The sequence below is a fragment of the Streptomyces sp. AC555_RSS877 genome, from assembly GCF_019049245.1.
Lineage (GTDB): Bacteria > Actinomycetota > Actinomycetes > Streptomycetales > Streptomycetaceae > Streptomyces.
On the sequence record NZ_JAGMUK010000003.1, the window covers coordinates 90,776 to 113,461 of the forward strand.

The following is a 22,686-nucleotide window of genomic DNA, read 5'->3' on the forward strand; positions in this document are numbered from 1 at the left end:
GAGGCCAAGATGTACGACCCCACAGTCGCCCGACTCACCTACCGCGCCCTGCTCGGCCGGCGCCGGGCCCTCATCCTGGGCGCGCTGCCCCTGCTGCTCATCGCGATCTCCGTCGTGGTGCGCGGCCTGGCCGGCGCCGACGACCAGACGGCGTCCGACCTGCTGGGCGGGCTCGCGCTCGCCACCATGGTGCCGATCATCGGCGTCATCGCCGGCACGGGCGCGATCGGCCCGGAGATCGACGACGGCTCCGTGGTCTACCTGCTGTCCAAGCCGATCAAACGGCCCACGATCATCTTCACCAAGCTGATCGTCGCGATCGCCGTGACGATGGTGTTCTCCGCGGTACCCACTCTGATCGCCGGCCTCATCCTCAACGGCAACGGCCAGCAGATCGCCGTCGCCTACACGGTGGCCGCGCTGGTCGCCTCCATCGCCTACGCGGCACTCTTCCTGCTGCTCGGCACGGTGTCCCGGCACGCGGTCGTCTTCGGGCTCGTCTACGCGCTCGTCTGGGAGGCCCTGTTCGGCTCCCTGGTCGCAGGGGCGCGCACGCTCAGCGTCCAGCAGTGGTCGCTGGCGGTGGCCCAGAAGGTCGCCGGCGGCGACCTGGTGACCTCCGACGTCGGGCTGACGACGGCGACGGTCCTGCTCGTCGCGGTCACCGTCCTGGCGACCTGGTACGCAGGGCAGAAACTGCGGTCACTGACGCTCGCGGGCGAGGAGTAGACGCCCTGCTTACTGACAGGGGCTTCACCTCGGTCCGGGCACACTGGGCACAGGCGGGCGCACGGCTGGGAGGGCGGGGATGGCGGTGGCGGACGAGGCGTCACAGGACGACAGTCGCGGACGGTCCGGGGACGAGAGCTGGGACGACCTCGTCCTGGACGAGGACTTCATACGCTCGGCCGAGACCGCCGAGCCGTCCGCGCGGGCGCGCATGCTGGCTGAGCGCTGGCGCAAGGAGAAGCCCGAACCACAGCCGTGGCGTTCCGACGAGCCGCCCGCGGGGTGGTTCTTCAGCAAGCGTCGGCGCAGGTGGCGGCGGCGGTGAAGGAGTCCGGGGCCGCCGGTTAATCGGTGGCGCCGAACCCGGCGTACGGGCACAGTGGTTGATGTCCAGCCCGCCGGACCGAACCGGCGCCACGTACTGGGGAGGAGTTCGACGATGTCCATGCACGACAGTCCGTTGAGCTCCCCGCAGGGCAGCCCGCGGCGGACTCCGGAGTAGTTACTCCTCCGTCGAGTCCGCCCATACGGGGAGCTGCCCGGGGCGGCCGCTTCGAGCACGTGCGCACTGCGCTCACGTGAGGCCGCCCACCCGGAGGATTGGCCGAGTGGTAAGGCACTGGCTTGCTAAGCCAAGGTCGGGCCTGAAAAGCCCGCGCACGTTCGATCCGTGCATCCTCCGCCGAGTAGGGAACTTCAGCCCAGCAACCGCTCCAGCACGACCGCGATCCCGTCCTCCTCGTTGGAGGTCGTCACCTCGTTCGCCACCGTCTTCAGTTCCTCGTGGGCGTTGGCCATGGCCACGCCGTAGGAGGACCAGGCGAACATCGGGACGTCGTTGGGCATGTCGCCGAAGGCGATCGTGTCGGCGGCCTTCATGCCCAGGCGGCGGGCCGCCAGGGACAGCCCCGTCGCCTTGGAGAGGCCGAGGGGAAGCAGCTCGACGATGCCCGCGCCGGCCATCGCGACACCGACGAAGCCACCGGCGGCCTGACGGGAGGCCTCGGCCAACTCGTCGTCCGTCAGCGTGGGATGCTGTATGTAGATCTTGTTCAGCGGGGCGGTCCACAGGTCGGACGCGTCCGTGAAGGGGGTCGAGGGGAGCTTTCCGGTGACCGCGTAACCGGGGCCGACCAGCACCTCGCCCTCCAGACCGTCCCGGCTCGCCGCCAGGTACAGCGGGCCGACCTCCGCCTCGATCTTCGCCAGCGCCACCCCGGCCAGCTGCCGGTCCAGCGTCACCGACGTCAGCAGGCGGTGCTCGCCGGCGTCGTACACCTGGGCACCCTGGGCGCAGACGGCGAGGCCGTTGTAGCCGAGGTCGTCGAGGATGTGGCGGGTCCAGGGGGCCGCGCGGCCCGTCACGACGATGTGGGCGGCGCCCGCCGCGGTGGCCGCGGCGAGCGCGTCACGGGTGCGCTGCGAGACCGACTCGTCGGAACGCAGGAGCGTTCCGTCGAGGTCGGTCGCGATCAGGCGGTAGGGGAATCCCGATTCGGCCGACGTACTCACTTGGCGACCGGCTCCAGGATCTCCCGGCCGCCCAGGTAGGGGCGGAGCACCTCGGGGACCCGGACGGAGCCGTCGGCCTGCTGGTGGTTCTCCAGGATCGCCACGATCGTGCGCGGTACCGCGCACAGCGTGCCGTTCAGCGTCGCCAGCGGCTTGACCCGCTTGCCGTCACGGACGCGGATCGACAGGCGGCGGGACTGGTACTCGGTGCAGTCCGAGGTCGAGGTCAGCTCGCGGTACTTGCCCTGCGTCGGGATCCACGCCTCGCAGTCGAACTTGCGGGCGGCCGAGGAGCCGAGGTCGGCGGAGGCGACGTCGATGACCCGGAACGGCAGTTCCAGCGACGTCAGCCACTGCTTCTCCCACTCCAGCAGGCGCTGGTGCTCGGCCTGCGAGTCCGCCGGGTCGACGTACGAGAACATCTCGACCTTGTCGAACTGGTGGACGCGGAAGATGCCGCGGGTGTCCTTGCCGTGCGAACCGGCCTCGCGGCGGAAGCAGGGCGAGAAGCCCGCGTAGCGCAGCGGGAGGCGGTCGGCGTCGATGATCTCGTCCATGTGGTACGCGGCGAGCGCGACCTCGGACGTGCCGACGAGGTAGAGGTCGTCCTTGTCGAGGTGGTAGACGTCCTGGGCCGCCTGGCCGAGGAAGCCGGTGCCGGCCATCGACTGGGGGCGGACCAGCGCGGGCGTCAGCATCGGCGTGAAGCCGGCCGCCGTGGCCTGCGCGATCGCCGCGTTCACCAGGGCGAGCTCCAGCAGGGCGCCGATACCGGTGAGGAAGTAGAAGCGCGAGCCGGAGACCTTGGCGCCGCGCTCGACGTCGATCGCGCCGAGGGTCGTGCCGAGCTCCAGGTGGTCCTTGGGCTCGAAGCCCTCGGCGCCGAAGTCGCGGATCGTGCCGTGCGTCTCCAGCGTGACGAAGTCCTCCTCGCCGCCCACGGGCACCTCGGGGTGCACGAGGTTGCTGAGCTGGAGGGCGAGTTCCTGGGTCTCGGTGTCGGCCGCGTCGCGCTCGGCGTCGGCGGCCTTGACGTCGGCGGCGAGCTGGCCCGCCTTCTTCAGCAGCTCGGCCTTCTCGTCCCCGGAGGCCTTGGGAATGAGCTTGCCGAGGGCCTTCTGTTCGGCGCGCAGCTCGTCGAAGCGGACGCCGGACGACCTGCGCCGCTCGTCGGCAGACAGGAGAGCGTCGACGAGCGCGACGTCCTCTCCACGGGCGCGCTGCGACGCACGCACACGGTCGGGGTCCTCACGGAGCAGGCGAAGGTCAATCACGCGACCCAGGCTACCGGTGCGGGGTGACGGCTCACGACTCACTATTCCGGGCTGCCCCGAATCGCGGCTTACGTTGCGTTGTGCGGCAATTGCCGAGCGTGTCAATGAAAGGCGTCTCACTCCCCGGGACGGGGCATGCGACGGGCGTCGGGTTGACCCGATTTCCCTGTGGGGAACGGGACTTGGGCCGGCCTTCGTCCACAGAAATCCACAGCGCCGAAAAGTTATCCACAGGCTGTGCGAAAGATCTGTGGATGTCGGAATCGATCATTCCGAGTCGGGCGTGTAGGGCGAGGAATTCCCGTCCCAAACCGGCGTCACATCCACTTTCAGGTGGAAATGCGTCGCTCCGAAGGATGGACGGAAGGAAACGGGTGGACGAAGAGTGACCCGCGGGACTGTGGACGAACTTGGGCGCTGTAGGCGATTTGTCGACCGAGTGGCGCTTGGATGTCGACTTGTCCCCAGGTCGAGATGCTCACCTGTGGATAACTCCTGTGGATAACTAAGATATGCAGGTGGGAGCGGCTGGAAACGTCCTAGAAACGTCCGTCCTGGCATCGTGCCACCCAGTCCGCCGCCGACACGAACTCGTCGTCCGAGGTCCCTGGGAACGGAAGGCGTACGTCCGCCACCTCCACGTCCGCGCGCGGATACGAGCCGAGGTAGCGCACCTGGAGGCAGATCCGCTTGAGCCCCGTCAGGGCCTCGGCGACTCGGCGGTCGGAGATGTGGCCCTCGGCGTCGATACAGAAGCAGTAGTTGCCGATGCCCGCGCCGGTGGGCCGGGACTGCAGCAGCATCAGGTTGATGCCCCGTGTGGCGAACTCGCCGAGCAGGTCGCGCAGGCCGCCGGGGTGGTCGTCGCGCTGCCACAGCACGACGGACGTCTTGTCCGCGCCGGTGCGCGCCGCGGGCCGGGCGGGCCGGCCGACCAACACGAACCGGGTCTGGGCGTTCTCCGCGTCGTGGATGCCGGTCTCCAGGGCCTCCAGGCCGTACCGGGCGGCCGCGAACTCGCCCGCGAAGGCCGCGTCGTACTGACCCTCCTGGACCAGGCGGGCGGCGTCCGCGTTCGAGGCGGCCGACTCCCAGTGGACGTCCGGGAGGTTCTTCTTGAGCCAGTTGCGCACCTGCGGCTGGGCGGCCGGATGCGCGGAGACCGTCTTGATGTCCGACAGCTTGGTGCCCGGCCGGACCAGCAGCGCGAAGGTGATCGACAGCAGCACCTCGCGGTAGATCATCAGCGGCGCGCCGGCGACCAGCTCGTCGAGCGTCGTCGTGATCCCGCCCTCGACAGAGTTCTCGATCGGCACGAACGCGGCCTCGGCCTCACCGAGGCGCACCGCGTCGAGCGCGGACTGCACGGACACGTACGGGATCAACTCCCGGGTGGCCGCCTCGGGAAGCCGGCGCAGGGCCACTTCGGTGAACGTGCCCTCAGGGCCGAGATACGCATAGCTCGCTGGCATGACCTCACCCTAATGGGCCTTGCGAAACACAGCGCCCGCATCTCGGTACAGCCACCCCGCCGAGCGACCGGGTCACCCCTCCAGCAGGGCCTGCCCCACGTACTCCCCCTCCGCCGCCCCGCCCGGCACCGCGAACAGGCCGCTCGCCTCGTGGCGGATGAACCGGGACAGGGCGTCGCCCCGGTCGAGCTTGCGCTGTACAGGAACGAAGCCGCGCAGGGGGTCGGCCTGCCAGCAGACGAAGAGGAGACCGGCGTCGGGGACCCCGTCGCCGTCGAAGCCGTCGTGGTACGAGAACGGGCGCCGGAGCATCGCCGCGCCCCCGTTCTGGTCGGGCCGTGTGATGCGGGCATGGGCGTTGATCGGGACGACCAGGTCGCCCTTGGCGTCGGTCTTCTCCAGGTCCATCTCGGTCGTCTCGGTACCGCCGGACAGCGCAGCCCCGTCGGACTTGCGGCGCCCGATGACGTCCTCCTGGGCCGTGACCGACAGCTTCTCCCAGTCGTCGAGGAGCATGCGGATGCGGCGTACGACGGCGTAGGAGCCGTTCGCCATCCATGACGGGTCGTTCGAGCCGGAGGACGGCACGAAGATCCGCCGGTCGAAGTCGGGCTCGGCCGGCTTCGGGTTGCGGGTGCCGTCGATCTGGCCCATGAGGTTGCGGGCCGTCATGGGATGGGACGTGGCGCCCGGCGAGCGGTTGAAGCCGTTCATCTGCCAGCGGATGCGGGCCGCGCTCCCCGCGTCCTTCTGGATGGCGCGCAGGGCGTGGAAGGCGACCAGCGCGTCGTTGGCGCCGATCTGCACCCACAGGTCGCCGTCGCTGCGCTTCTTGTCGAGGTGGTCGGAGGAGAAGTCGGGCAGGGGATCGAGGGAGGCCGGGCGCTGCTTCTCCAGGCCGGTGCGGGCGAAGAAGCTGTGCCCGAATCCGAAGGTGACCGTCAGCGAGGACGGGCCGGCGTCCCGGGCGACGTCCGTGTCGTCCTGCGTCGCCGCCTCCCCCGTCATCAGCCGCCCTGCCGTCTGCGACCAGCGACGCAGCAGTGCGGCAGCCTCCTTGCGGCCCGCTCCCGCCGCCAGGTCGAAGGCCACGAGGTGACCGCGGGCCTGGAGACCCTGGGTGATGCCGGGCTGATGTTTCCCGTGAAACATCACCTGCTCGGCGCCCACGGAAGTGAGAGGCGTGGCCTCGGCCGGACGCGCGGTGTAGCCGACGGCCCCGCCGGCCACCCCGAGGACGAGCCCGGTGGCGCCGGCGGTGCTCAGCAGCTTCCGCCGCGAAAGAGCCTCCCCCGAGGGGGCCTGTCCGGAAGCGCCCCCTTCGAGAGCGGGAGTCGGGGCCTCCGGGATGGACTGCTCAGGCATGGTGTGGTTCAGCCGATCTGCGTGTTCTTGGAGACGGTCGTCTGGTCGATGTCGGAGGTCCGCACGGTCACCGCGATCTCCCAGTCGCCCGCCATGGGGATCTGCACTCCGTTCGCCGCCCAGTGCCCGGTGGTGATGTGGTCGGGGACGACGGGCAGCGGTCCGATGTCCTTCGACTCGAGGGTGAAGGCGACCTTCACCTCCGGGACGTCGAAGGCACGCCCGTTGGACCGCTCCACATAGACGTGCATCTCGTTGGCGCCCACGCGCGCGGGGTCGAGATCGATGCGTACGACGCCCTTGCCGTCCTCGCCGCCGGTGTCGAACGACATGTCCAGGGTGACCGCCCCGGACGACGAGGTGGACGAGGAGGACGACGTGGCCGCCTTGGCGTCCTGTTCCGTACGGCCGGGCTCGGTCTGCGTGAGCACGGTGGTGACGGCGAGCAGGACGACGGCGACACCGGCCTCGGCGAGCACCGAGCGGCGCAGCCCGAACCGGTGCGGGTCGGCGTCCCGCTCCCGCTTCTGCCGTGCCGTGTCCATCGCGGCGCGCTGCCGGGCGAGCTGCGCGGCGCGCTTGGAGGCTCCGGCGTCCTTGGACGCCCCGGAACCACCCTTGGCGTCCCCGGCGCCCGCACCGACCCGCTCCTTCTCGGGCGCCTGCCTGCTCCCCCGGACCGGCGTGTCCACCAGCTGTGCCGTCCACCGCCGCGAGATGTACGCGACGCCGACGAGGAGGGCCACGAGCCCGATCTTGACGAGCAGCAGTTGTCCGTACCGCGTGTCGGTGAACGCCGACCAGGAGCCGAGCTGGCGCCAGGACTGGTAGGTCCCGGTCAGGACCAGAGCGACGACACTGCCGAAGGCGACGGTCGAGAAACGCCGTACGGCGGCCGTGTCGACGGGCGTGTCCGCGGGTGCCCGGTACAGCGCGACGAGGAGGGCGGTGAGGCCGCCGAGCCAGGCCGCGACCGCCAGCAGGTGGAGGACGTCGACCGGCATCGCGATCCCGGCCTGGAGGCCCACCGAGGCGTGCTCGGACATCGCCCAGCTCGCGGCGAGTCCGGCGGCGACCACGGTCCCGCCGATGGCGAGTCCGAAGGTAAGGTCCCGCTTCTCGTCCTCCTCGCGTTTGTCGTACGCCCCGAAGAGCACCGCGATGAACAGCGCGGCCGCGGCGAGCAGCAGCAGCCGGGACACCAGCGCCGCGCCCGTCTTGGTCTGGAGCACCTGCCCGAGCAGGTCGAGGTCGAAGACGTCGCCGACCTTGCCGGAGCCGGTGTAGGAGCCGCGCAGGAGCAGCAGCGCGAGCGTGGCCGCGGTGAGCGTGAGCCAGCCGGAGACGACGAGCCGCTGTACGGCCCGGACGCCGGAACCGGGCTGCCAGCAGGCGAGGACGAACGCGGCCCCGCCGACCAGGACGACGAAGCCGGCGTACGACATGTACCGCCCGAAGCCGTACAGCCAGCCGACGGCCCCGCCGCCCGCGGTCTCGCCGGACACCGAGACGGAGGTGGACGAGGGCGCGCCGACGGAGAAGGTGAAGGCGCCGGCCACGGGGTGACTGTCCGCGGACACGACCTGATAGGTGACGGTGTAGGTGCCGTCGGGCAGGCCGCTGAGCAGCTGGACGGCGTACGTCGTGCCGCTCACGTTGGACGGTTTGCCGCGCTGGACGGGCTTGCCCTTGGGATCGAGCACGCGCAGCGAGTCGGCGGACGTCGAGACCTGCTCGGAGAAGGTCAGTGAGACCTGGGTGGGTGCCTTGTCGACCACCACACCCTGCTGCGGGTCGCTGCCGGTCAGCGCGGCGTGCGCGGAGGCCGGGGCCGCCCCGGCGAGGAGCAGCCCGGCCGCGGCCAGGAGCAGCAGCACCAGGGTCCGGACGCGGGGGGCGATGGTCGGCGTCAAGGTGATCCCTCCGTCAGTGTCCGGTCTTCGGGACGTACGTCGCCGACCTGACCGGCATCTTGACGACGACCGGGTCGGACTTGGCGAAGTGCAGCTCGACGGAGACCGTCTGGCCCTGTTCGGGCTTGTGCTGCAGCTTGTCGAACATCAGATGGTTGTCACCGCTTTTGAACACGAGTTGACCGTGGGCGGGGATGGAGAACCGGTTGCTCTCCTCCATCGCGCCCCCGACCGTCCGGTGCATGGTGACCTCGCCGATGTCGCTGGTGACCGAGGTCAGCTCGGCCTTCGTACCGCTGTCGTTGACGATCGTCAGATAGCCGGCCGCCATGTCGTCGGACACCGGCTGCGGCATGTAGGCGCCGGACACGGAGACGCCGCCTCCGGTGTCGGAGCCGGAGTCCGAGCCGCAGCCGGCCAGGACCAGGACCCCGGTCAGCACCGCGGCGGGCACGGTGAGAGGCCTCACGGCTTCGCACCCTTCACGAGCTTGGGGAGGTCCTTGGTGTAGTCGTCGACCGTGGCGTCCTCGCCGTAGAGGACGTATCCGGCGTCGGTCTTCGGGGAGAACGCGACGACCTGGGTGCCGTGCACGGAGACGGTCTTGCCCTTCTTGTCCTTGTGCGTCGGCTCGATGGAGATGCCTAGGGTGCGGGCGCCGGCCTGGATGGTGGGGAAGTCGCCGGTCAGGCCGACGAACTGGGTGTCGATGCCCTTGAGCCACTTGCCGAGTTCGGAGGGCGTGTCCCGGTCCGGGTCCGTGGTGACGAACACGACGCGCAGCTCGTCCTGTTCGGACTTGGGCAGCGACTTCTTGGCGACGGCGATGTTGTTCATCGTCAGCGGGCAGATGTCGGGGCAGTGCGTGTAGCCGAAGTAGATGAGCGTCGGCTTGCCCGCGGTCTCCTTGCGGAGGTCGTACGACTTGCCCTTCGTGTCGGTGAGGACCAGGTCCGGCTTTTCGAACGGCTGGTCGAGGACGGTGGCGGCCTTGTCCGCGCCCGCCTCCTCGGAGACCACGGAGACCGGCGAGCCGCTGTCGTCACTGCTGCCGCACGCGGAGAGGGTCAAGGTGGCGGCGGCGAGCAGGGCGGCCGCGGCGAACGTCTTCTTGCGCATAGAAAAATGTCCCAGATGTGATGGTGCCGACGGCACCGGGGTCGCACGGGAGCCGAGCGAACCCCGGTACCGGGCCGGACGGTGGACCTCAGGCGTCGGTGCGCCGGCGCCCGGCGAGCACGCCGTACGCCACGCCGACCACGCCGATGACGATGCCGACCACGCCGAGAACGCGGGCGGTCGTGTCGCTGCTGTCGGCGGGGGCCGCGGTCTCGGCGTCGGCGGCTTCCGCGTCGGCGGCCTCTTCGGTGGCTTCGGCGCCGGCCGCGGAGTCGTGCGCGTGCCCGTCCTCGGCGGCGGCGGACAGCGCCAGCACGGGCGCCGGGTTCTCGGGCTCCTCCGCGCCCTCCTGCTGCTCCTCGATCCAGCGGACGACCTCCTTGTTGGAGTACGTCTGGATCGCCTTGAAGACCAGCTCGTCGGTGTCCTCGGGGAGCGCGCCGACGGAGACGGGGAACTTCTGGAAGTAGCCGGGCTCGATGCCCTTGCCGTCCGCGGTCCAGGTGACCTTGGTGACGGCCTCGGTGATCTGCTTGCCGTGCAGTTCGACGGGCTTGTCGAGCTTGGACCTGGTGACCTTGATGTCCCAGCCGGCCATCGGCTCCGGCATCACGGAGGCGATCGGGTGGTCGGCCGGGAAGTTGACCTCGAGCTTGGTGGTCGAGGCGTCGTCGCGCTCGTTGGGGACCTTGAAGTCGACGACCGCGTAACCGCCCTTGGCGGCGGTGCCCTCGGGCTGCACGCTGACGTGCGCGAACGCGGGCGAGGACAGGACGACGACGGTAGAGGCGGCGACGGCGCCGACGGCGGCGAGGCGAGAGGCCTTCATGGGGAGCACTCCACTCCGAGAGGTTTCCGGGTTCCGGTGAGGAAGAGGGGTACGCGTGCGCGGGCGTCAGCTCTCACCCGTCGACGGGCGGTGACTCACACCAGCACGGGCACACGCGCGTGCCGCGCGACGGCGGCCCTCCCCACGTCCTCGAAGGAGGTGGAGCACTGGTCGCGTCGCGTCAGGCGGCGAGGAGGAACGCGTCGGCGTCCGGCGGGCCCCGCCGGACCAGCGTGTGCTGGAGTGCGGTGGTGCGGGGGGCGGGCGGCGCTGGCAGAGTGGTGCGCGGGATGCGCCAACCGGCCTCGGGCGCGCCCGGCAGCCCGGCACGCAGGGCGCGCACCAGCGCGAGCGCCCCGCGCAGGGACCGTACGAGCGCTCCCTCGGCGACCGCGTGTGCCGACAGTGCGGACATCTCGACGAGCCGCAGCAGTGCCATGTCCCCCCGACGCAGCAGCCATCCCGCGGCGAAGGCCGCGAGGACATGCCCGAGCAGCATCGGCAGGGACGGCAGCAGCGACATGGCGGACCCCGCCGCGGTGGACAGAGCGTCCGCCGGGTGGTGCGTCGTGGTCGGGGGAGCGGCCGCGCTCGGGCGGAGCCGGGCGTCGACGAGGATCTTGTGGGCCTGCGCGGGGCTGATCGCCGCCGCGGTGGTCCCGCAGACGAGCCGTGCGGCCTGCTCGACCAGGGAGGCGTCGGACACTGCCGAGGCCGTCGTGGCCGTACCCGCCGCAGCGCCGGCCGTCGTCCCGTGCTGCCCCAGCCCGAACAGCACGTGCAGCACGGTCTGTCCGACCGCGAGCAGCGCGGCTATGCCCGGCAGCGACCGCTCACGTCCGGCGAGTGGTGCCACGACCAGGACGGCCCCCAGGAAACCCGCGCCCAGCGTCCACAGCGGAACCGTGGCGCAGGAGGCGAGGGCGTGACCGGCCGCGGCCAGCACGACACAGACCGCGGCGAACACCGCGGCCCGTAGCACCCGGAGGTCGCCTCCGGCACGCGCCGTACGTGGGTGGGGGGCAGTCATGGCGGGCTCATCATCGCACTGGCCTGATGACCGCCATACGGCAGGTCCACAAGATGACGTACGCGGTGTACGGCCGGAAGGTCACGTTCTGCCACAGGGCGCCCCACATACACCGATGGCCGTCATCGGCGCATCCCCCATATGGGCGGCATCACGTCAACTGTGTGCTTACACCGGTGCACTCGCGGCAATACGTAACGGTATGTCGAGCCGCGGCCTGGAGGCTGGAGCATGAGCATCTGGTGGTCACTCCATCTGCGCCGCGAGGCCGCGAGCGTTCCGCTCGCCCGGCGGCTGCTGCTCGGAACCATGGAGACGGCGGGTGTCGACCCCGACATCTCCTACGACCTCTCCCTGGCGCTCAGCGAGGCCTGCGCCAACGCCGTGGAGCACGGCGGGGACGGTGACACCGAGGATTCCTCGCAGGCGTACCGCGTCACCGCCTACCTCGACGGCGAGAAGTGCCGTATCGAGGTCGCCGACTCGGGCCCCGGTTTCTCCGCGGCCCCGCCCCGGCCGCCGGCCCGTCCGGTGCCCGTGGAGGACGAGAACGGCCGCGGTCTGTGTCTCATCGAGGAACTCGCCGACCACGTCCACATCGGCAACAAGCCCGGCCGGCGGGGCGCGGTGGTGAGCTTCGACAAGATCCTGAAGTGGAAGAAGGACGCGCCGCTGATGGCGGTGTAGCGCCGGCGCCGTACCCGAAGACACGCGATCCGCATTCTCAGCCTGCGCACAGCGTCGGCCCAGGTTCCTGACGGTCGTCGTTCCTACGTTCATGGGCATGACGGGAAACCACAAGGACACCTCCATCACCCGGCGCCGCGCCCTCGCGGTGACCGGTGGCACGGTCACGGCCGGCACTCTCGGCTGGGCCGGGTATCGGTCGGCCTTCGCCGCCGACGCGACGACCACCACCGAGGCCACGGCCACCGCCTCGGCGACCTCCGCCGGCAGCGCGTGCATGACCCTGATGTCCAGCGTCACCGAGGGGCCGTACTACCTCGACGGCGCCCTGGTGCGGAAGGACATCACCGACGGCAAGAGCGGTGTCCCGCTGACCCTGCGCCTCACCGTCGTGGACGCCACCGACGGCTGCACCCCGGTGCCCGGCGCGGCCGTCGAGATCTGGCACTGCGACGCCTGGGGCTACTACTCCGGGTACACCACCGCCAACCCCGGCGGTTCCGCGCCCGCCGAGAGCGAGGACGGCTCGACCGCCGACGACACCACCTATCTGCGCGGTCACCAGATCGCCAACGCCAACGGGGTCGTCAAGTTCGAGACGATCTTCCCCGGCTGGTACACCCCGCGCACCTGTCACATCCACCTCAAGGTGCACACGGGCGGCGAGAAGGGCGGCAAGGTCAACTACACCGGCCAGCTGTTCTTCGCCGACGAGATCGCCGAGGAGATCTTCACGCTGGAGCCTTACGCGAAGCACTCCGGCACCTACACCGAGCTCGCCGACGACATGGTCTACGACGGTGGCGGCGCCTCCAGCGGCCTGCTCACCCTCAAGGCCGTACACAAGAGCGACCCCTCCAAGGGCTACAAGGGCTCCCTCACCCTCGGCGTCGACCCCGACGCCGAGAACACCGGCGCGGGCAGCGGCGGTGGCGGTGCGGGCGGTACGCCCCCGAGCGGCGCGCCGACCGGCACCCCGCCGAGCGGCGGCGCCGCCCCGTCGGCCACGGCGTCCTCGTAACGCATGAACAGCCGCGAGGACGACGCACTGGCCCGGGCCGCCGTGGACGCGCTGACCGGGCAGCTGGCGCTCGCCCCCAAGCCAGGCCTGCCCGACCCACGTGACCTGGGCGCCCGTACGACACGGGTGGACCACCGCGCCCTGCGCTGGTCCGCCAAGGCACTCGCACCCGGCCTCGCGGCGATGGCCGCCGCGGCCCGCCGCACGGGCGAGCCCACGCCCCGGCTCCGCACCGAACTGGGCGCGATCGGCCGCTGCACCGAGCACTCGGTGGGCCTCGCCGGCGGCGGCCACCGCGGCGCCCTGTGGGCGCTCGGCCTGCTGGTCGCCGCGGCCGCCCTCGAACCCCGTGCCGCGGCGAAGGACGTGGCCGCGACCGCCAAGCGGATCGCCGCGCACCCCGACCGCCGGGCCCCGCGACGGCCCTCGCGCGGCTCGTCGATCTCGGCGAAGTACGGCGCCGCCGGGGCGCGCGGCGAGGCCCGGGCCGGATTCCCGCACGTACGGCGGGCGTTGGACGCCCTGGCCACCGCCCGCTCGGCCGGCGGCGGCGAGGACGAGGCCCGCCTCGACGCCCTGCTCACCGTGATGTCCACCCTCCAGGACACCGAACTCCTGCACACCGCGGGCCCGGCCGGCCTGCGGCACGTCCAGGCGGGCGCCCGCGGGATCCTGGAAGCGGGCGGCACGGCGACGGACGCGGGCCGCGAAGCCCTGCACGCCCTCGACGCCGACCTGCACGCGCGCGCGTGGAGCCCGAGGGGCAGTGCGGGACTACTGGCGGGGGCCCTGTTCCTGGACTCACTTCCGGCGAGGGTCAGTTCACCGGTGCGGGCAGCCTGACGTCCGTCCGGGAGGCATGGGCCCGGCGGGTCGCCGGGCCCATCGCGTACGACGCCACGAGCGTCGCTCCGCCGAGCAGCAGCCACCCCGCCGCCCCCCACCCGAGCAGCAGCGAGGTCAGTACCAGGGGGCCCAGGGCCCGGGCCACGATCACGCCGGTCCCGAAGAAGCCCTGGTACTCGCCGACGCGGTCGGCCGGGGCCAGCTCGAAGGACAGCTGCCAGGAACCGGCCGACTGTCCCATCTCGGCGGCCACTTGGAGCACCGCACCGACGACCAGCGCACCGACCGCCACCCAGGGCGACGCGCCCGCCGACAGCGCGAAGACCGCGCACGCCGCCAGCATCACCCACCCCGACCTCCGCACCGCGCGCGTGGCCGACGCTACGCCTGTGACCCCGCGCGCCATCCGCACCTGGAACACCATCACCGCCCCGGTGTTGAGCACGAACAGCGCGGAGACCAGCCAGACCGGGGCGTCCGTGCGCTCCGCGATCCACAGCGGCAGTCCGAGGCTGAGCAACGGCATGCGCAGCAGGAGCACGGTGTTGAGGAGCGTGAGGAGGGCGTAGGGACGGTCGCGCAGTACTCCGCGATCACGGCGCTCCCGGACGCCTTCAGGGCCGTTGGCCCGGCCCTTGTGCACCGGCGCCACCGAAGGCAACCGCACGGGAGCCATCGAAGGCATCCGCGCCAGCAGCCCCGCACACACCACGAAGCTCACCGCGTCCAGCGCGAACACCCCGAGATAAGCGGTCCGCGTCCCGGCGTGCAGGGCGAGCCCGCCCAGTCCGGCGCCCACCGCCAGACCGGCGTTGAGCGTTGCCTGGAGATGCGCGAGCAGCCCGGTCCGCTCCCCGGCCGGCACCAGTCCCGCGAGCAGCGCCTGCCGGGCGGCGGCGAGTCCCGACTGGGCGGAGGCGTAGGCGCAGGCTGCCACGACGAACGGCACGAAGTCCCGGACGACCAGGAAGGACGCCACCGCCAGCCCGGTCGCCAGCGCCAGCAGCACCGCCGTGCCGCGGGCCCCGCGCCGGTCCGCGAGCCGCCCGAGCGGCACCCCCACCAGCGAGCCGACCCCCCAGGCGACGGTCAGCCCGAGCCCCACGCGCGCGGGGGCGAGCCCGACGACGTGGGTGAAGTAGAGCGCCGACGTCACGTAGTAGGCGCCGTCACCGACGGAGTTGGCCAACTGGGCCAGAGCCAGGACGCGTTGCGGCCCCGCGGGCGGGACGAGTGGGTTCGTCATGCGAACGACGCTAGAAGCGCGGTGGATCCCTGGGCAGGCCCACTGGGCAGGCCTTTCAGTGGCCCAATTCCAGGACGGCCGAGCGGCTGTCCCAGCCTCCGTCCAGAACCTTCCTCAGCACGTCCAGCGCCTCCAGGTACATCCGCTCCCGAGGCGTCCCGTAGCCCACGACCAGCCCTTGCGTCCGCCCGTCGACGCCCGGCGTGTGCCAGTGCTCCCCGAGGTGCCCCACGGCGAGGCCCCGCGCTGCCGCGCGCGCCAGCGCCTCCGCCTCGTCGTCGACCTCCACCAGCGCGTGCAGCCCGGCCGCGATCCCGCGTACCCGCCGACGCGGCCCCAGCCGGTCCAGGAGCTGGTCCCGGCGCCGCCGGTACCGCAACCGGCACGCGCGCACGTGACGGTCGTACGCATGGCTCCCGATCAGCTCGGCCAGCGCCAACTGCCCGATGGACTCGGTGTGATGGTCGCTGTGCAGCTTGGCGTCGGCGACCGCGTCGACCAGATCGGGCGGCAGCACCATCCACCCGAGCCGCAGCGCCGGCCCGAGCGTCTTCGAAGCGGTCCCCAGATACGCCACGTGCCCGGGCGCCATCCCCTGGAGCGCGCCGACGGGCTGCCGGTCGTAGCGGAACTCCCCGTCGTAGTCGTCCTCGACGATCAGCCCGCCACGCGTGCGTGCCCAGTCGGTCAGCGCCCGCCGCCGCTCCGGATGCAGGGTCACCCCGGTCGGGTACTGGTGCGCCGGCGTGACCACGACGGCCGAGGCGTCTCCCAAGTCCCCGGGGAGGACGCCCCGTTCGTCCACCCGCACCGGCACCACCCGCCCGCCGCCCCGCCGCACCACCTCCCGGTGGAAGGGCAGCCCGGGATCCTCCATGGCGACGCTGCCGCCCTCCAGCACTCGCGTGAGCAGCGAAAGCCCCTGCACATACCCCGAGGTGACGACGATCCGCTCCGGCGGCGCGATCACCCCCCGCGCCCGCCCCAGGTACCCCGACAGCGCCGTCCGCAGCTCGATCCGCCCGCGCGGATCGCCGTAGTCGTACGACCGCGAGGGCGCCGTCGCGATGGCGCGCCGCAGCGCCCGCAGCCAGGCCGCCGCCGGAAACGTCCCCACGTCCGGGCTCCCCGGCCGCAGATCGAGACGCGGCACACGCGTGGGTGCGGCGGCCTGAAGCGGTGCGGCATCGACGGAGGGCAGCGGGGCGACCCGGGTGCCCGACCCCTGCAGCGCGGTCAGATACCCCTCGGCGACGAGCTGGTCGTACGCCGCCTTCACCGTCCCCCGTGAGACCCCCAGCTCACCCGCGAGCCGCCGGGTCGCGGGCAACCGCACCCCGGGCGCCAGCCGCCCCTCCCGCACGGCGTCACGCAGGGCACGCTCCAGCCCGGCGCGACGCCCTTCCCCGACGTGGAGCTGCACATGCAGGTCCACCCCCACCCCCTCAGGGGCGCGGGGCCGTGACATGTGCGGCTCCGCCGCGTGGGCGCGATCAGCCACGAACCACCCGCCGACGAATCTCAGCCCTTGAGGGCCGCCATCCACGCCTCGACCTCGTCCGACCGGCGAGGCAGCCCCGCGGACAGGTTCCGGTTGCCGTCCTCCGTCACCAGAAGGTCGTCCTCGATCCGCACACCGATGCCCCGGTACTCCTCCGGCACCGTCAGGTCATCGGCCTGGAAGTACAGACCGGGCTCGACGGTGAGCACCATCCCCGGCTCCAGCGTGCCGTCGACATACGACTCCACGCGCGCGGCGGCGCAGTCATGGACGTCCATACCGAGCATGTGCCCGGTGCCGTGCAGCGTCCACCGGCGCTGCAACCCGAGCTCCAGCACTCGCTCGACCGGCCCCTCGACCAGTCCCCACTCCACGAGCCGCTCGGTCAGCACCCGCTGCGCCGCGTCGTGGAAGTCCCGGTACTTCCCGCCCGGCTTCACCGCCGCGATGCCGGCCTCCTGGGCGTCGTACACGGCGTCGTAGATCTGCTTCTGGATCTCACTGAACCGGCCGTTGACCGGCAGCGTGCGCGTGACGTCGGCGGTGTAGTACGTGTGGGTCTCGACGCCCGCGTCCAGCAGCAGCAGGTCGCCGGAGCGCACCGGCCCGTCGTTGCGCACCCAGTGCAGCGTGCAGGCGTGCGGGCCGGCCGCGGCGATGGTGCCGTAGCCGACGTCGTTGCCCTCGACGCGGGCGCGGAGGAAGAACGTGCCCTCGATGTACCGCTCGGACGTCGCCTCGGCCTTGTCCAGAACGCGTACGACGTCCTCGAAGCCGCGAACGGTCGAGTCGACCGCCTTCTGCAGCTCGCCGATCTCGAACCCGTCCTTGACCAGCCGCGCCTCGGAGAGGAAGACCCGCAGCTCGGCGTCGCGCTCGGCGGTGACCTTGTCGGTCAGCGCGGCCTCGATGCCGGCGTCGTACCCGCGCACCACCCGGACCGGGCCGGTGGCCTCGCGCAGGTGGTCGGCCAGCTCGCGCACGTCGGAGGCGGGAATGCCGTACAGCTTCTCGGCCTCGGTGAGGGAGTGCCGGCGGCCCACCCACAGCTCGCCCTGGCCGGAGAGCCAGAACTCGCCGTTCTCGCGGTCGGAGCGCGGCAGGAGGTAGATCGTCGCCTTGTGGCCGTCGGCGACGGGCTCCATGACCAGCACGCCGCCTGCGCTCTCATCGGGCCGGCCGCCGGTGAGGTACGCGTACTCGACCGAGGCCCTGAAGGCGTACTCGGTGTCGTTCGAGCGGGTCTTCAGGTTGCCCGCGGGGATCACCAGGCGGTCGCCGGGGAAGCGCGCGGAGAGCGCGGCGCGGCGGGCGGCGGTCTCGGCGGCCTGGGCGATGGGCTCCAGGTCGCGCAGTTCCGTGTCGGCCCAGCCGGACTTCATGTTCTCGGCCAGCTCGTCGGAGACGCCCGGGTACAGGCCGTTCTTCCGCTGCTTGATCGGCTCCTCAGACTCAGCTTCCGGGGTCTCCGGGGTGAGCTCGTCGGCCACGGTCATCCTCCTCGATACGGCACTGGACCCCGTCCATCGTACGGTCGTACGGAAGGGGCCCAGGGCCGGAAGACCTGTTACCGACGGCTTGGCCCGCGACTACTCGAAGTGAGCGGCGACCAGGACCACGTCCTCCTCGGAGTCCGCCTCGTCCAGCCCGTCCGGCAGCACGGTCCGCAGCACGTGGTCGACGATCGCCTCGGGGTCGCGCCGCAGCGCCCTGGGCACGCCGGCCGCCGCCGCGTGCAGCCGGGCGAAGGAGCGGTCCGTGGGGTCGCCGGTGCGGTGCAGGAGCCCGTCGGTGTAGAGCAGAACCGTCTCACCCGCCTCCGCCTGGAGTTCCACACTCGGCGCCTCCCAGCAGGCGAGCATCCCGAGCGGCGCGGACACGGAGGTCTCCATGAACTCGGTGCGCCGCTCGCCGACCAGCAGCGGCGGGCAGTGCCCGGCACCGGCCAGCGTGATCTTGCGCAGCGCGGGCTCGCAGTAGGCGAACAGGGCGGTGGCGGAGCGGGCCGGCTCGGTGAGCCGGAGCAGCAGCTCCAGGTCGGACAGGACCGCGACCGGGTCCTCGCCCTCCATCACGGCGTACGCCCGCAGGGAGGCTCTCAGCCGTCCCATCGCGGCGATCGCGCTGGGCCCGGACCCCGTCACAGAGCCCACGGCGAGACCGAGCGCGGCATCCGGCAGCGGCAGCGCGTCGTACCAGTCGCCGCCGCCGCGCGGCCCGGTGCGGTGCCTGGCGGCGAGCCGTACTCCGGCGACGCGGGGGAGCCGGGACGGCAGCAGTTCCTCGGCGATCGTCGCCATGCACGCGCGCGTGCGCTCGACCTCCAGGAGCCGGGCCAGGTGCTCGCCGGCGTAACGCGCGTACAGGCCGACCAGGTGGCGCTGCCGTTCGGTGGGTTCCGCGGGCTCGTCGTAGAGCCACACGGCGGCGCCGAGCCGGCCGGCGACCTCGCTGTACGCCTCCGCGGTCAGGGGCAGCGCGTAGCTCGCGGCGTAGCCGAGGCGGGCGGCGACCTCGCGGTGCCGGGGGTCGAGCCCGTCCTCGGCGAAGAGGTCGGGCTGGGCGATCTCGCCGTCACCGCCGGGCAGTCCGTCGAGGATGCGGCCGTACGACAGGGAGCTGCGGGGCACGGTCTCGATGTGACCGAGGTCGGCGCGGGCGAGGCCCAGGCCGATGGTGGTGTCGGGGCCGAGTCCGTCGCCGGGTTCCAGCACGACGAGTCCGCGGCGGGCGCCCACCAGGGCGGCTCCGGCGTGCAGCAGTTCCTGCAGAGCCTCGGACAGCGCGTCCGTGCGGGCCAGCCGTTCGGTCAGTTCGTGCAGGGTCGTGAGGTCCGAGACCCAGCCGGCGAGCCGGTCCTGAAGCAGCGCGCCCGGCGCGTTTGGTGAGAGAACCCCCGAGGTACCCGAGACGGAAGGCGCGGGCGCGACAGTGTGGGCTGGCGAGGGAACCGTTGAATCGATTCCAGCCACTTTCGGAGGGTGAGGGGCGTTCATGGCGTCCGGCTTTCCGACCGGTGCGTATTGCTCAAAAGCATCGCAAACCCCCATGTCATTCTGCGCCGCTAGCAGTGTCTCCACATGTACACGCACTCGTGAGGGGATGTCCAGCATTGTCCTGCCGGGATTCCTGGTGTCCGTGGGTCATCAGTGCAGCACTTGCCAAAAGATAAAGTTGGCCTAAAACTGACTCGGGTAACGGCGTATTGCGGTCGACTGGCCCTGCTCCACAGAGCGTCACAGCGGTCGTGATGGGTACGTACTCGGAGAAGGCCAGGGGTGGTTGGTAATCACCCGGAACCTGGCGACGGACCCGGGCGTCTTAGCCACCGACGACCGAGCCCCATCCTCCCGCGGCGGAGGCGAAGAGAACCACGCGCGACAGCAAACGCCAGACTTCGCCACCCCACGCCAGGCCCGCGCTTCTGATAGACCGCAGTGTGGGCGAGGCTGCCGCGGACGCAGCTCAACGTTCGGCCCATAGGGGTTCCCCTTGTCTCGGACAGGGGTGTGATGCGCCAACAGGTACGCACAGTGAAGAGATCGACACATGTTGTGATGTGGTCCTCGGTGTTGCCAGCGGTGCAACGGAAAGGAACGAGCGCTCATGCGCGAGATCCTCGGAAGGCGACGCAGGCTCCTGTCCCAGCGCAGCGACGGAAGGCCTGAGTTGATCAGCGCGGCCCTGACCTTCGCGACTCAATGGCAGTGGCCCGTACTCCCGGGCGTGGCGGCCGACCCGCAGGGGCGAGCCCGCTGCGGGTGCCCCGACCCCGAGTGCACGGTGCCCGGTGCCCACCCCTTCGACCCCGGCCTGCTCGCGGCCACCACCGACGAGCGCATGGTGCGCTGGTGGTGGAGCAACCGGCCCGCCGCGCCGATCGTCCTGGCCACCGGCGGCAACGCGCCCTGCGCGGTCAGCCTGCCGGCGCCCGCGGCCGCCCGCGCACTCGCCGTGCTCGACAGCACGGGCATGCGCCTCGGCCCGGTCGTCGCAGCACCCACCCGGTGGGCGCTGCTCGTGAAGCCCTACTCCCTGGAGCAGTTGGGCGAACTGCTGTACGCCAAGGACTTCGTCCCCGGTTCCCTCCGCTTCCACGGCGAGGGCGGCTATCTGGCCCTGCCCCCCTCCGAGACCGGCCACGGCGAGATCCGCTGGGAGCGTGCCCCGCTGCCCGGCTCGGCCTCCCCGTGGGTACCCGACGTGGAGGCCGTGGTGGACGCGGTGGTCGAGGCCCTCACTCGTACGGGTGTGAACGCACCCGAGTTGTAGGGGTGTCGGGCGCGGGCGGAACCGGACGCCCGCGCCACTGGTTATGTTCCGGTCCATGAACCTTCGTCTGCTCGCCCTCGCGGGCGTCGTGGCATGCGCGGTCGCGCTGCCGCTGGCCATGGCGTCCGCGGGACAGGTGGGCGACGAGGGACGCTCGTCCGTACGTGGCGCCTCTGTACCCGACGCCTCCGTACCTGACGCGCCTGACGTGGTACGTCCTTCCGCGCCGCCCGCCGACGCGAAGGCCCCCTCGGCCCGGCGCACCGGTTCCCGGCCGGTGCTCGGCCTCGGTCTTGGCGTGGCCGCCCGTTGCGGTCCCGAACTCACCTCGCCCGAAGGCGTCGAGGCGCAGACGTGCGTGCTGACGCAGGGTGAGCGGACGTGGGCGCGGACCTACTACCGCAATGCGACCGGCGGAGCGCTGGACTCCGTACTGAGCCTCATGGGACCCGGCGGACGTACCGTGCAGATGCACTGCGCGGTGGGCGCGGGGGACGAGCCGAAGACCTGTGAGACGCCCCGGGAGCACACCCGCGGAGAACCGGACGGGTACACGGCGGTCGCGGAGTTCGCGGAGCGGGTCGGAGAAGGGCCGCTGCTGTTGCGGTCCGGGAGCAACTCGGGTGCTGCTACGGGTAGTTGACGCGTGATGTCGTTGCGTAAAGAGCACCCGAACAGGAAAGAACCCGGTTGCTGGCGACGGGGGATGCACCAGCAACCGGGCTACTGAAACGGTAACAAGAGATCGGCAGTTCGCAAATTCGATCTCGGCTGTTGCTCGGCTATTCGGACACCGGATGTGGCTTGCCCGGAACGGGAGTTGTGAGCAAAGTCGCCGATCCGGGCGGGCGGTGTGCGGCTGACCGACCGGTCAGCCGCACACGCCACGTCAACTCAGCGTGACCTGCCGGTTGGTCAGCCCGCCACGCGCGCGACGCTCTTCCGCGGTCAGCGGTGCGTCCGTGGCCAGCGCGCCGGAAAGGCGCTCGGCGAACTCGGCGGCCGGCTTCTCGATGTCCTCGGCGGTGACCGCGCTCGGCAGGTCCCAGACCGGCACGGTGAGCCCGTGAGCACGGAAGGACCCCACGAGACGGGTGCCCTCCCCGAGGTTCGAGCGGCCCGCCGCGTGCAGCCGCGCAAGGGCGTCCAGAAGCTGCTCCTCCGGGTAAGGCATCACCCAGCGCAGGTGGTTCTTGTCCGGCGTCTCGCACCAGTAGGCGGCGTCCACGCCGGTCAGGCGCACGGTCGGGATGGCCGCGGCGTTGGCCCGCTCCAGGGAGGCGGTCACCTCCGGCGTGGCGTTCTCCGCGTCCGGGACCCAGAACTCGAAGCCCGGGTGCACAACTGGCTCGAACGCGCCTTCGGAGTCGAGGAGGTCCTGCAGTCGCGGACCGTCCGCCGGGGCGCGGCGGGACTGGACCGGAGTGCCCGGGTCCGCGGTGAGCGCGCGCTGGAGGGTGTCGGCGAGGTCGCGGCTGATGTCGCCCGACGCCGTGTCGTTCTGCAGGCCGAGCAGGACCGAGCCGTCGTCGCGGCGCAGCGCCGGCCAGGCCATCGGCAGGACCGTGGCCAGCGTGACCGACGGGACGCCCTCGGGGAGGCCGTCCTTCAGCGTCAGTTCCACCGTGGCGGCCGGCACCAGTTCGCGCAGTGCCACCCAGTCGCACTCGCTGGGCAGCCCCTCGAAGGGGCGCTGCACCAGTTCGGTCACGGCATGCTGGGCCGCCCGGCCGTGGCAGGCCTTGTAACGGCGGCCGCTGCCGCAGGGGCAGGGCTCACGGGCACCGACGACCGGGACCTCACCGTCGCTGAGCTGCGGCCGCTTGGCCTTCGTCTGGGGTCGCTTCTTGGCCATCGTGGGTGTCTCCCG

At 71.6% G+C, this 22,686-nt stretch carries 21 protein-coding genes and 1 tRNA gene; 8 read left to right on the plus strand and 14 right to left on the minus strand.

The genetic code is table 11. The features are described 5' to 3' along the window. Positions 1 to 9: 9 nt before the first annotated feature. From KUM49_RS02235 to KUM49_RS02245, 3 genes are all read left to right on the plus strand, one after another. A complete protein-coding gene (locus KUM49_RS02235; protein WP_217234926.1) occupies positions 10 to 729 on the plus strand; it encodes an ABC transporter permease subunit in 720 nt (239 codons plus the stop codon). Between the two features lie 79 nt (positions 730 to 808). Then, positions 809 to 1,054 (plus strand): hypothetical protein, encoded by a 246-nt coding sequence (locus KUM49_RS02240; RefSeq protein WP_217234927.1) that lies wholly within the window; start codon positions 809 to 811, stop codon positions 1,052 to 1,054. 269 nt (positions 1,055 to 1,323) lie between these two features. Further along, positions 1,324 to 1,411 (plus strand) — tRNA-Ser (locus KUM49_RS02245). A gap of 14 nt (positions 1,412 to 1,425) precedes the next feature. On the opposite strand, the gene KUM49_RS02250 is transcribed toward KUM49_RS02245, so the two are convergent. The 9 genes from KUM49_RS02250 to KUM49_RS02290 form a co-directional block, all read right to left on the minus strand. Beyond that, on the minus strand, positions 1,426 to 2,241 hold the full coding sequence (locus tag KUM49_RS02250) for an HAD family hydrolase (RefSeq protein ID WP_217234928.1): 816 nt from the start codon (positions 2,239 to 2,241) through the stop codon (positions 1,426 to 1,428). Continuing rightward, entirely contained in the window at positions 2,238 to 3,515 is a 1,278-nt protein-coding gene (gene serS / locus KUM49_RS02255; protein WP_217234929.1) for a serine--tRNA ligase, read from the minus strand. Before serS ends, KUM49_RS02250 begins: the two co-directional genes overlap by 4 nt. A gap of 539 nt (positions 3,516 to 4,054) precedes the next feature. Continuing rightward, complete coding sequence (pheA, locus tag KUM49_RS02260) at positions 4,055 to 4,987, minus strand: prephenate dehydratase (RefSeq protein WP_217234930.1); 933 nt, start codon at positions 4,985 to 4,987, stop codon at positions 4,055 to 4,057. A gap of 72 nt (positions 4,988 to 5,059) precedes the next feature. Next, positions 5,060 to 6,352, minus strand: a complete 1,293-nt coding sequence (gene efeB / locus KUM49_RS02265) for an iron uptake transporter deferrochelatase/peroxidase subunit (protein WP_217234931.1) — start codon at positions 6,350 to 6,352, stop codon at positions 5,060 to 5,062. 8 nt (positions 6,353 to 6,360) lie between these two features. Next, positions 6,361 to 8,265, minus strand: a complete 1,905-nt coding sequence (locus tag KUM49_RS02270) for a copper resistance CopC/CopD family protein (protein ID WP_217234932.1) — start codon at positions 8,263 to 8,265, stop codon at positions 6,361 to 6,363. Between the two features lie 13 nt (positions 8,266 to 8,278). Continuing rightward, positions 8,279 to 8,734, minus strand: coding sequence for a copper chaperone PCu(A)C (locus KUM49_RS02275; RefSeq protein WP_308406530.1), 456 nt, complete (start codon positions 8,732 to 8,734; stop codon positions 8,279 to 8,281). Then, positions 8,731 to 9,384: an SCO family protein gene (locus KUM49_RS02280; protein WP_217234933.1), complete on the minus strand. Its 654-nt coding sequence runs from the start codon at positions 9,382 to 9,384 to the stop codon at positions 8,731 to 8,733. Before KUM49_RS02280 ends, KUM49_RS02275 begins: the two co-directional genes overlap by 4 nt. 88 nt (positions 9,385 to 9,472) lie before the next feature. Further along, positions 9,473 to 10,213 (minus strand): YcnI family protein, encoded by a 741-nt coding sequence (locus tag KUM49_RS02285; protein ID WP_217234934.1) that lies wholly within the window; start codon positions 10,211 to 10,213, stop codon positions 9,473 to 9,475. Between the two features lie 181 nt (positions 10,214 to 10,394). Continuing rightward, on the minus strand, positions 10,395 to 11,243 hold the full coding sequence (locus KUM49_RS02290) for a hypothetical protein (protein WP_217234935.1): 849 nt from the start codon (positions 11,241 to 11,243) through the stop codon (positions 10,395 to 10,397). Between the two features lie 231 nt (positions 11,244 to 11,474). Between KUM49_RS02290 and KUM49_RS02295 the strand changes: the two genes are divergently transcribed. The 3 genes from KUM49_RS02295 (at position 11,475) to KUM49_RS02305 (ending at position 13,794) form a co-directional block, all read left to right on the plus strand. Further along, the gene (locus KUM49_RS02295; RefSeq protein WP_217234936.1) at positions 11,475 to 11,930 is read left to right on the plus strand and encodes an ATP-binding protein; all 456 of its coding nucleotides are present in this window, start codon (positions 11,475 to 11,477) and stop codon (positions 11,928 to 11,930) included. A gap of 91 nt (positions 11,931 to 12,021) precedes the next feature. Then, on the plus strand, positions 12,022 to 12,951 hold the full coding sequence (locus KUM49_RS02300) for an intradiol ring-cleavage dioxygenase (RefSeq protein ID WP_217234937.1): 930 nt from the start codon (positions 12,022 to 12,024) through the stop codon (positions 12,949 to 12,951). 3 nt (positions 12,952 to 12,954) lie between these two features. After that, positions 12,955 to 13,794: a triphosphoribosyl-dephospho-CoA synthase gene (locus tag KUM49_RS02305; protein WP_217234938.1), complete on the plus strand. Its 840-nt coding sequence runs from the start codon at positions 12,955 to 12,957 to the stop codon at positions 13,792 to 13,794. Here the strand turns inward: KUM49_RS02305 and KUM49_RS02310 are convergent. The 4 genes from KUM49_RS02310 to KUM49_RS02325 all read right to left on the minus strand — a co-directional run bounded on the left by KUM49_RS02310 (position 13,769) and on the right by KUM49_RS02325 (position 19,657). After that, a complete protein-coding gene (locus KUM49_RS02310) occupies positions 13,769 to 15,043 on the minus strand; it encodes an MFS transporter (RefSeq protein ID WP_217234939.1) in 1,275 nt (424 codons plus the stop codon). The genes KUM49_RS02305 and KUM49_RS02310 overlap by 26 nt on opposite strands. 55 nt (positions 15,044 to 15,098) lie before the next feature. Then, on the minus strand, positions 15,099 to 16,511 hold the full coding sequence (locus KUM49_RS02315; RefSeq protein WP_217234940.1) for a PLP-dependent aminotransferase family protein: 1,413 nt from the start codon (positions 16,509 to 16,511) through the stop codon (positions 15,099 to 15,101). A gap of 53 nt (positions 16,512 to 16,564) precedes the next feature. Beyond that, complete coding sequence (locus KUM49_RS02320) at positions 16,565 to 18,040, minus strand: aminopeptidase P family protein (RefSeq protein WP_217234941.1); 1,476 nt, start codon at positions 18,038 to 18,040, stop codon at positions 16,565 to 16,567. Between the two features lie 93 nt (positions 18,041 to 18,133). Further along, positions 18,134 to 19,657, minus strand: a complete 1,524-nt coding sequence (locus KUM49_RS02325; RefSeq protein ID WP_217234942.1) for a PP2C family protein-serine/threonine phosphatase — start codon at positions 19,655 to 19,657, stop codon at positions 18,134 to 18,136. Between the two features lie 493 nt (positions 19,658 to 20,150). Here KUM49_RS02325 and KUM49_RS02330 point away from each other — a divergent pair, with 493 nt between their 5' ends. Together KUM49_RS02330 and KUM49_RS02335 are read left to right on the plus strand one after the other, a co-directional pair. Continuing rightward, complete coding sequence (locus KUM49_RS02330; protein ID WP_217234943.1) at positions 20,151 to 20,816, plus strand: bifunctional DNA primase/polymerase; 666 nt, start codon at positions 20,151 to 20,153, stop codon at positions 20,814 to 20,816. 55 nt (positions 20,817 to 20,871) lie between these two features. Beyond that, complete coding sequence (locus tag KUM49_RS02335; RefSeq protein ID WP_217234944.1) at positions 20,872 to 21,459, plus strand: hypothetical protein; 588 nt, start codon at positions 20,872 to 20,874, stop codon at positions 21,457 to 21,459. A 246-nt stretch (positions 21,460 to 21,705) separates the two neighbouring features. Here the strand turns inward: KUM49_RS02335 and KUM49_RS02340 are convergent, their stop codons facing one another. Beyond that, positions 21,706 to 22,671, minus strand: coding sequence for a DUF5926 family protein (locus KUM49_RS02340; RefSeq protein WP_217234945.1), 966 nt, complete (start codon positions 22,669 to 22,671; stop codon positions 21,706 to 21,708). Positions 22,672 to 22,686: the final 15 nt, after the last annotated feature.

Excerpts from the sequence above, each read along its gene's own strand:
- KUM49_RS02340 (WP_217234945.1), bottom strand. The coding sequence starts at position 22,671 with ATGGCCAAGAAGCGACCCCAGACGAAGGCCAAGCGGCCGCAGCTCAGC.
- KUM49_RS02310 (WP_217234939.1), bottom strand. The coding sequence starts at position 15,043 with ATGACGAACCCACTCGTCCCGCCCGCGGGGCCGCAACGCGTCCTGGCT.
- KUM49_RS02335 (WP_217234944.1), top strand. The coding sequence starts at position 20,872 with ATGAACCTTCGTCTGCTCGCCCTCGCGGGCGTCGTGGCATGCGCGGTC.
- KUM49_RS02315 (WP_217234940.1), bottom strand. The coding sequence starts at position 16,511 with ATGTCACGGCCCCGCGCCCCTGAGGGGGTGGGGGTGGACCTGCATGTG.
- KUM49_RS02285 (WP_217234934.1), bottom strand. The coding sequence starts at position 10,213 with ATGAAGGCCTCTCGCCTCGCCGCCGTCGGCGCCGTCGCCGCCTCTACC.
- KUM49_RS02280 (WP_217234933.1), bottom strand. The coding sequence starts at position 9,384 with ATGCGCAAGAAGACGTTCGCCGCGGCCGCCCTGCTCGCCGCCGCCACC.
- KUM49_RS02300 (WP_217234937.1), top strand. The coding sequence starts at position 12,022 with ATGGGCATGACGGGAAACCACAAGGACACCTCCATCACCCGGCGCCGC.
- KUM49_RS02235 (WP_217234926.1), top strand. The coding sequence starts at position 10 with ATGTACGACCCCACAGTCGCCCGACTCACCTACCGCGCCCTGCTCGGC.
- KUM49_RS02295 (WP_217234936.1), top strand. The coding sequence starts at position 11,475 with ATGAGCATCTGGTGGTCACTCCATCTGCGCCGCGAGGCCGCGAGCGTT.
- KUM49_RS02305 (WP_217234938.1), top strand. The coding sequence starts at position 12,955 with ATGAACAGCCGCGAGGACGACGCACTGGCCCGGGCCGCCGTGGACGCG.
- efeB (WP_217234931.1), bottom strand. The coding sequence starts at position 6,352 with ATGCCTGAGCAGTCCATCCCGGAGGCCCCGACTCCCGCTCTCGAAGGG.
- KUM49_RS02290 (WP_217234935.1), bottom strand. The coding sequence starts at position 11,243 with ATGACTGCCCCCCACCCACGTACGGCGCGTGCCGGAGGCGACCTCCGG.
- KUM49_RS02240 (WP_217234927.1), top strand. The coding sequence starts at position 809 with ATGGCGGTGGCGGACGAGGCGTCACAGGACGACAGTCGCGGACGGTCC.
- KUM49_RS02330 (WP_217234943.1), top strand. The coding sequence starts at position 20,151 with ATGCGCGAGATCCTCGGAAGGCGACGCAGGCTCCTGTCCCAGCGCAGC.
- KUM49_RS02320 (WP_217234941.1), bottom strand. The coding sequence starts at position 18,040 with ATGACCGTGGCCGACGAGCTCACCCCGGAGACCCCGGAAGCTGAGTCT.
- pheA (WP_217234930.1), bottom strand. The coding sequence starts at position 4,987 with ATGCCAGCGAGCTATGCGTATCTCGGCCCTGAGGGCACGTTCACCGAA.
- KUM49_RS02325 (WP_217234942.1), bottom strand. The coding sequence starts at position 19,657 with ATGCTGGACATCCCCTCACGAGTGCGTGTACATGTGGAGACACTGCTA.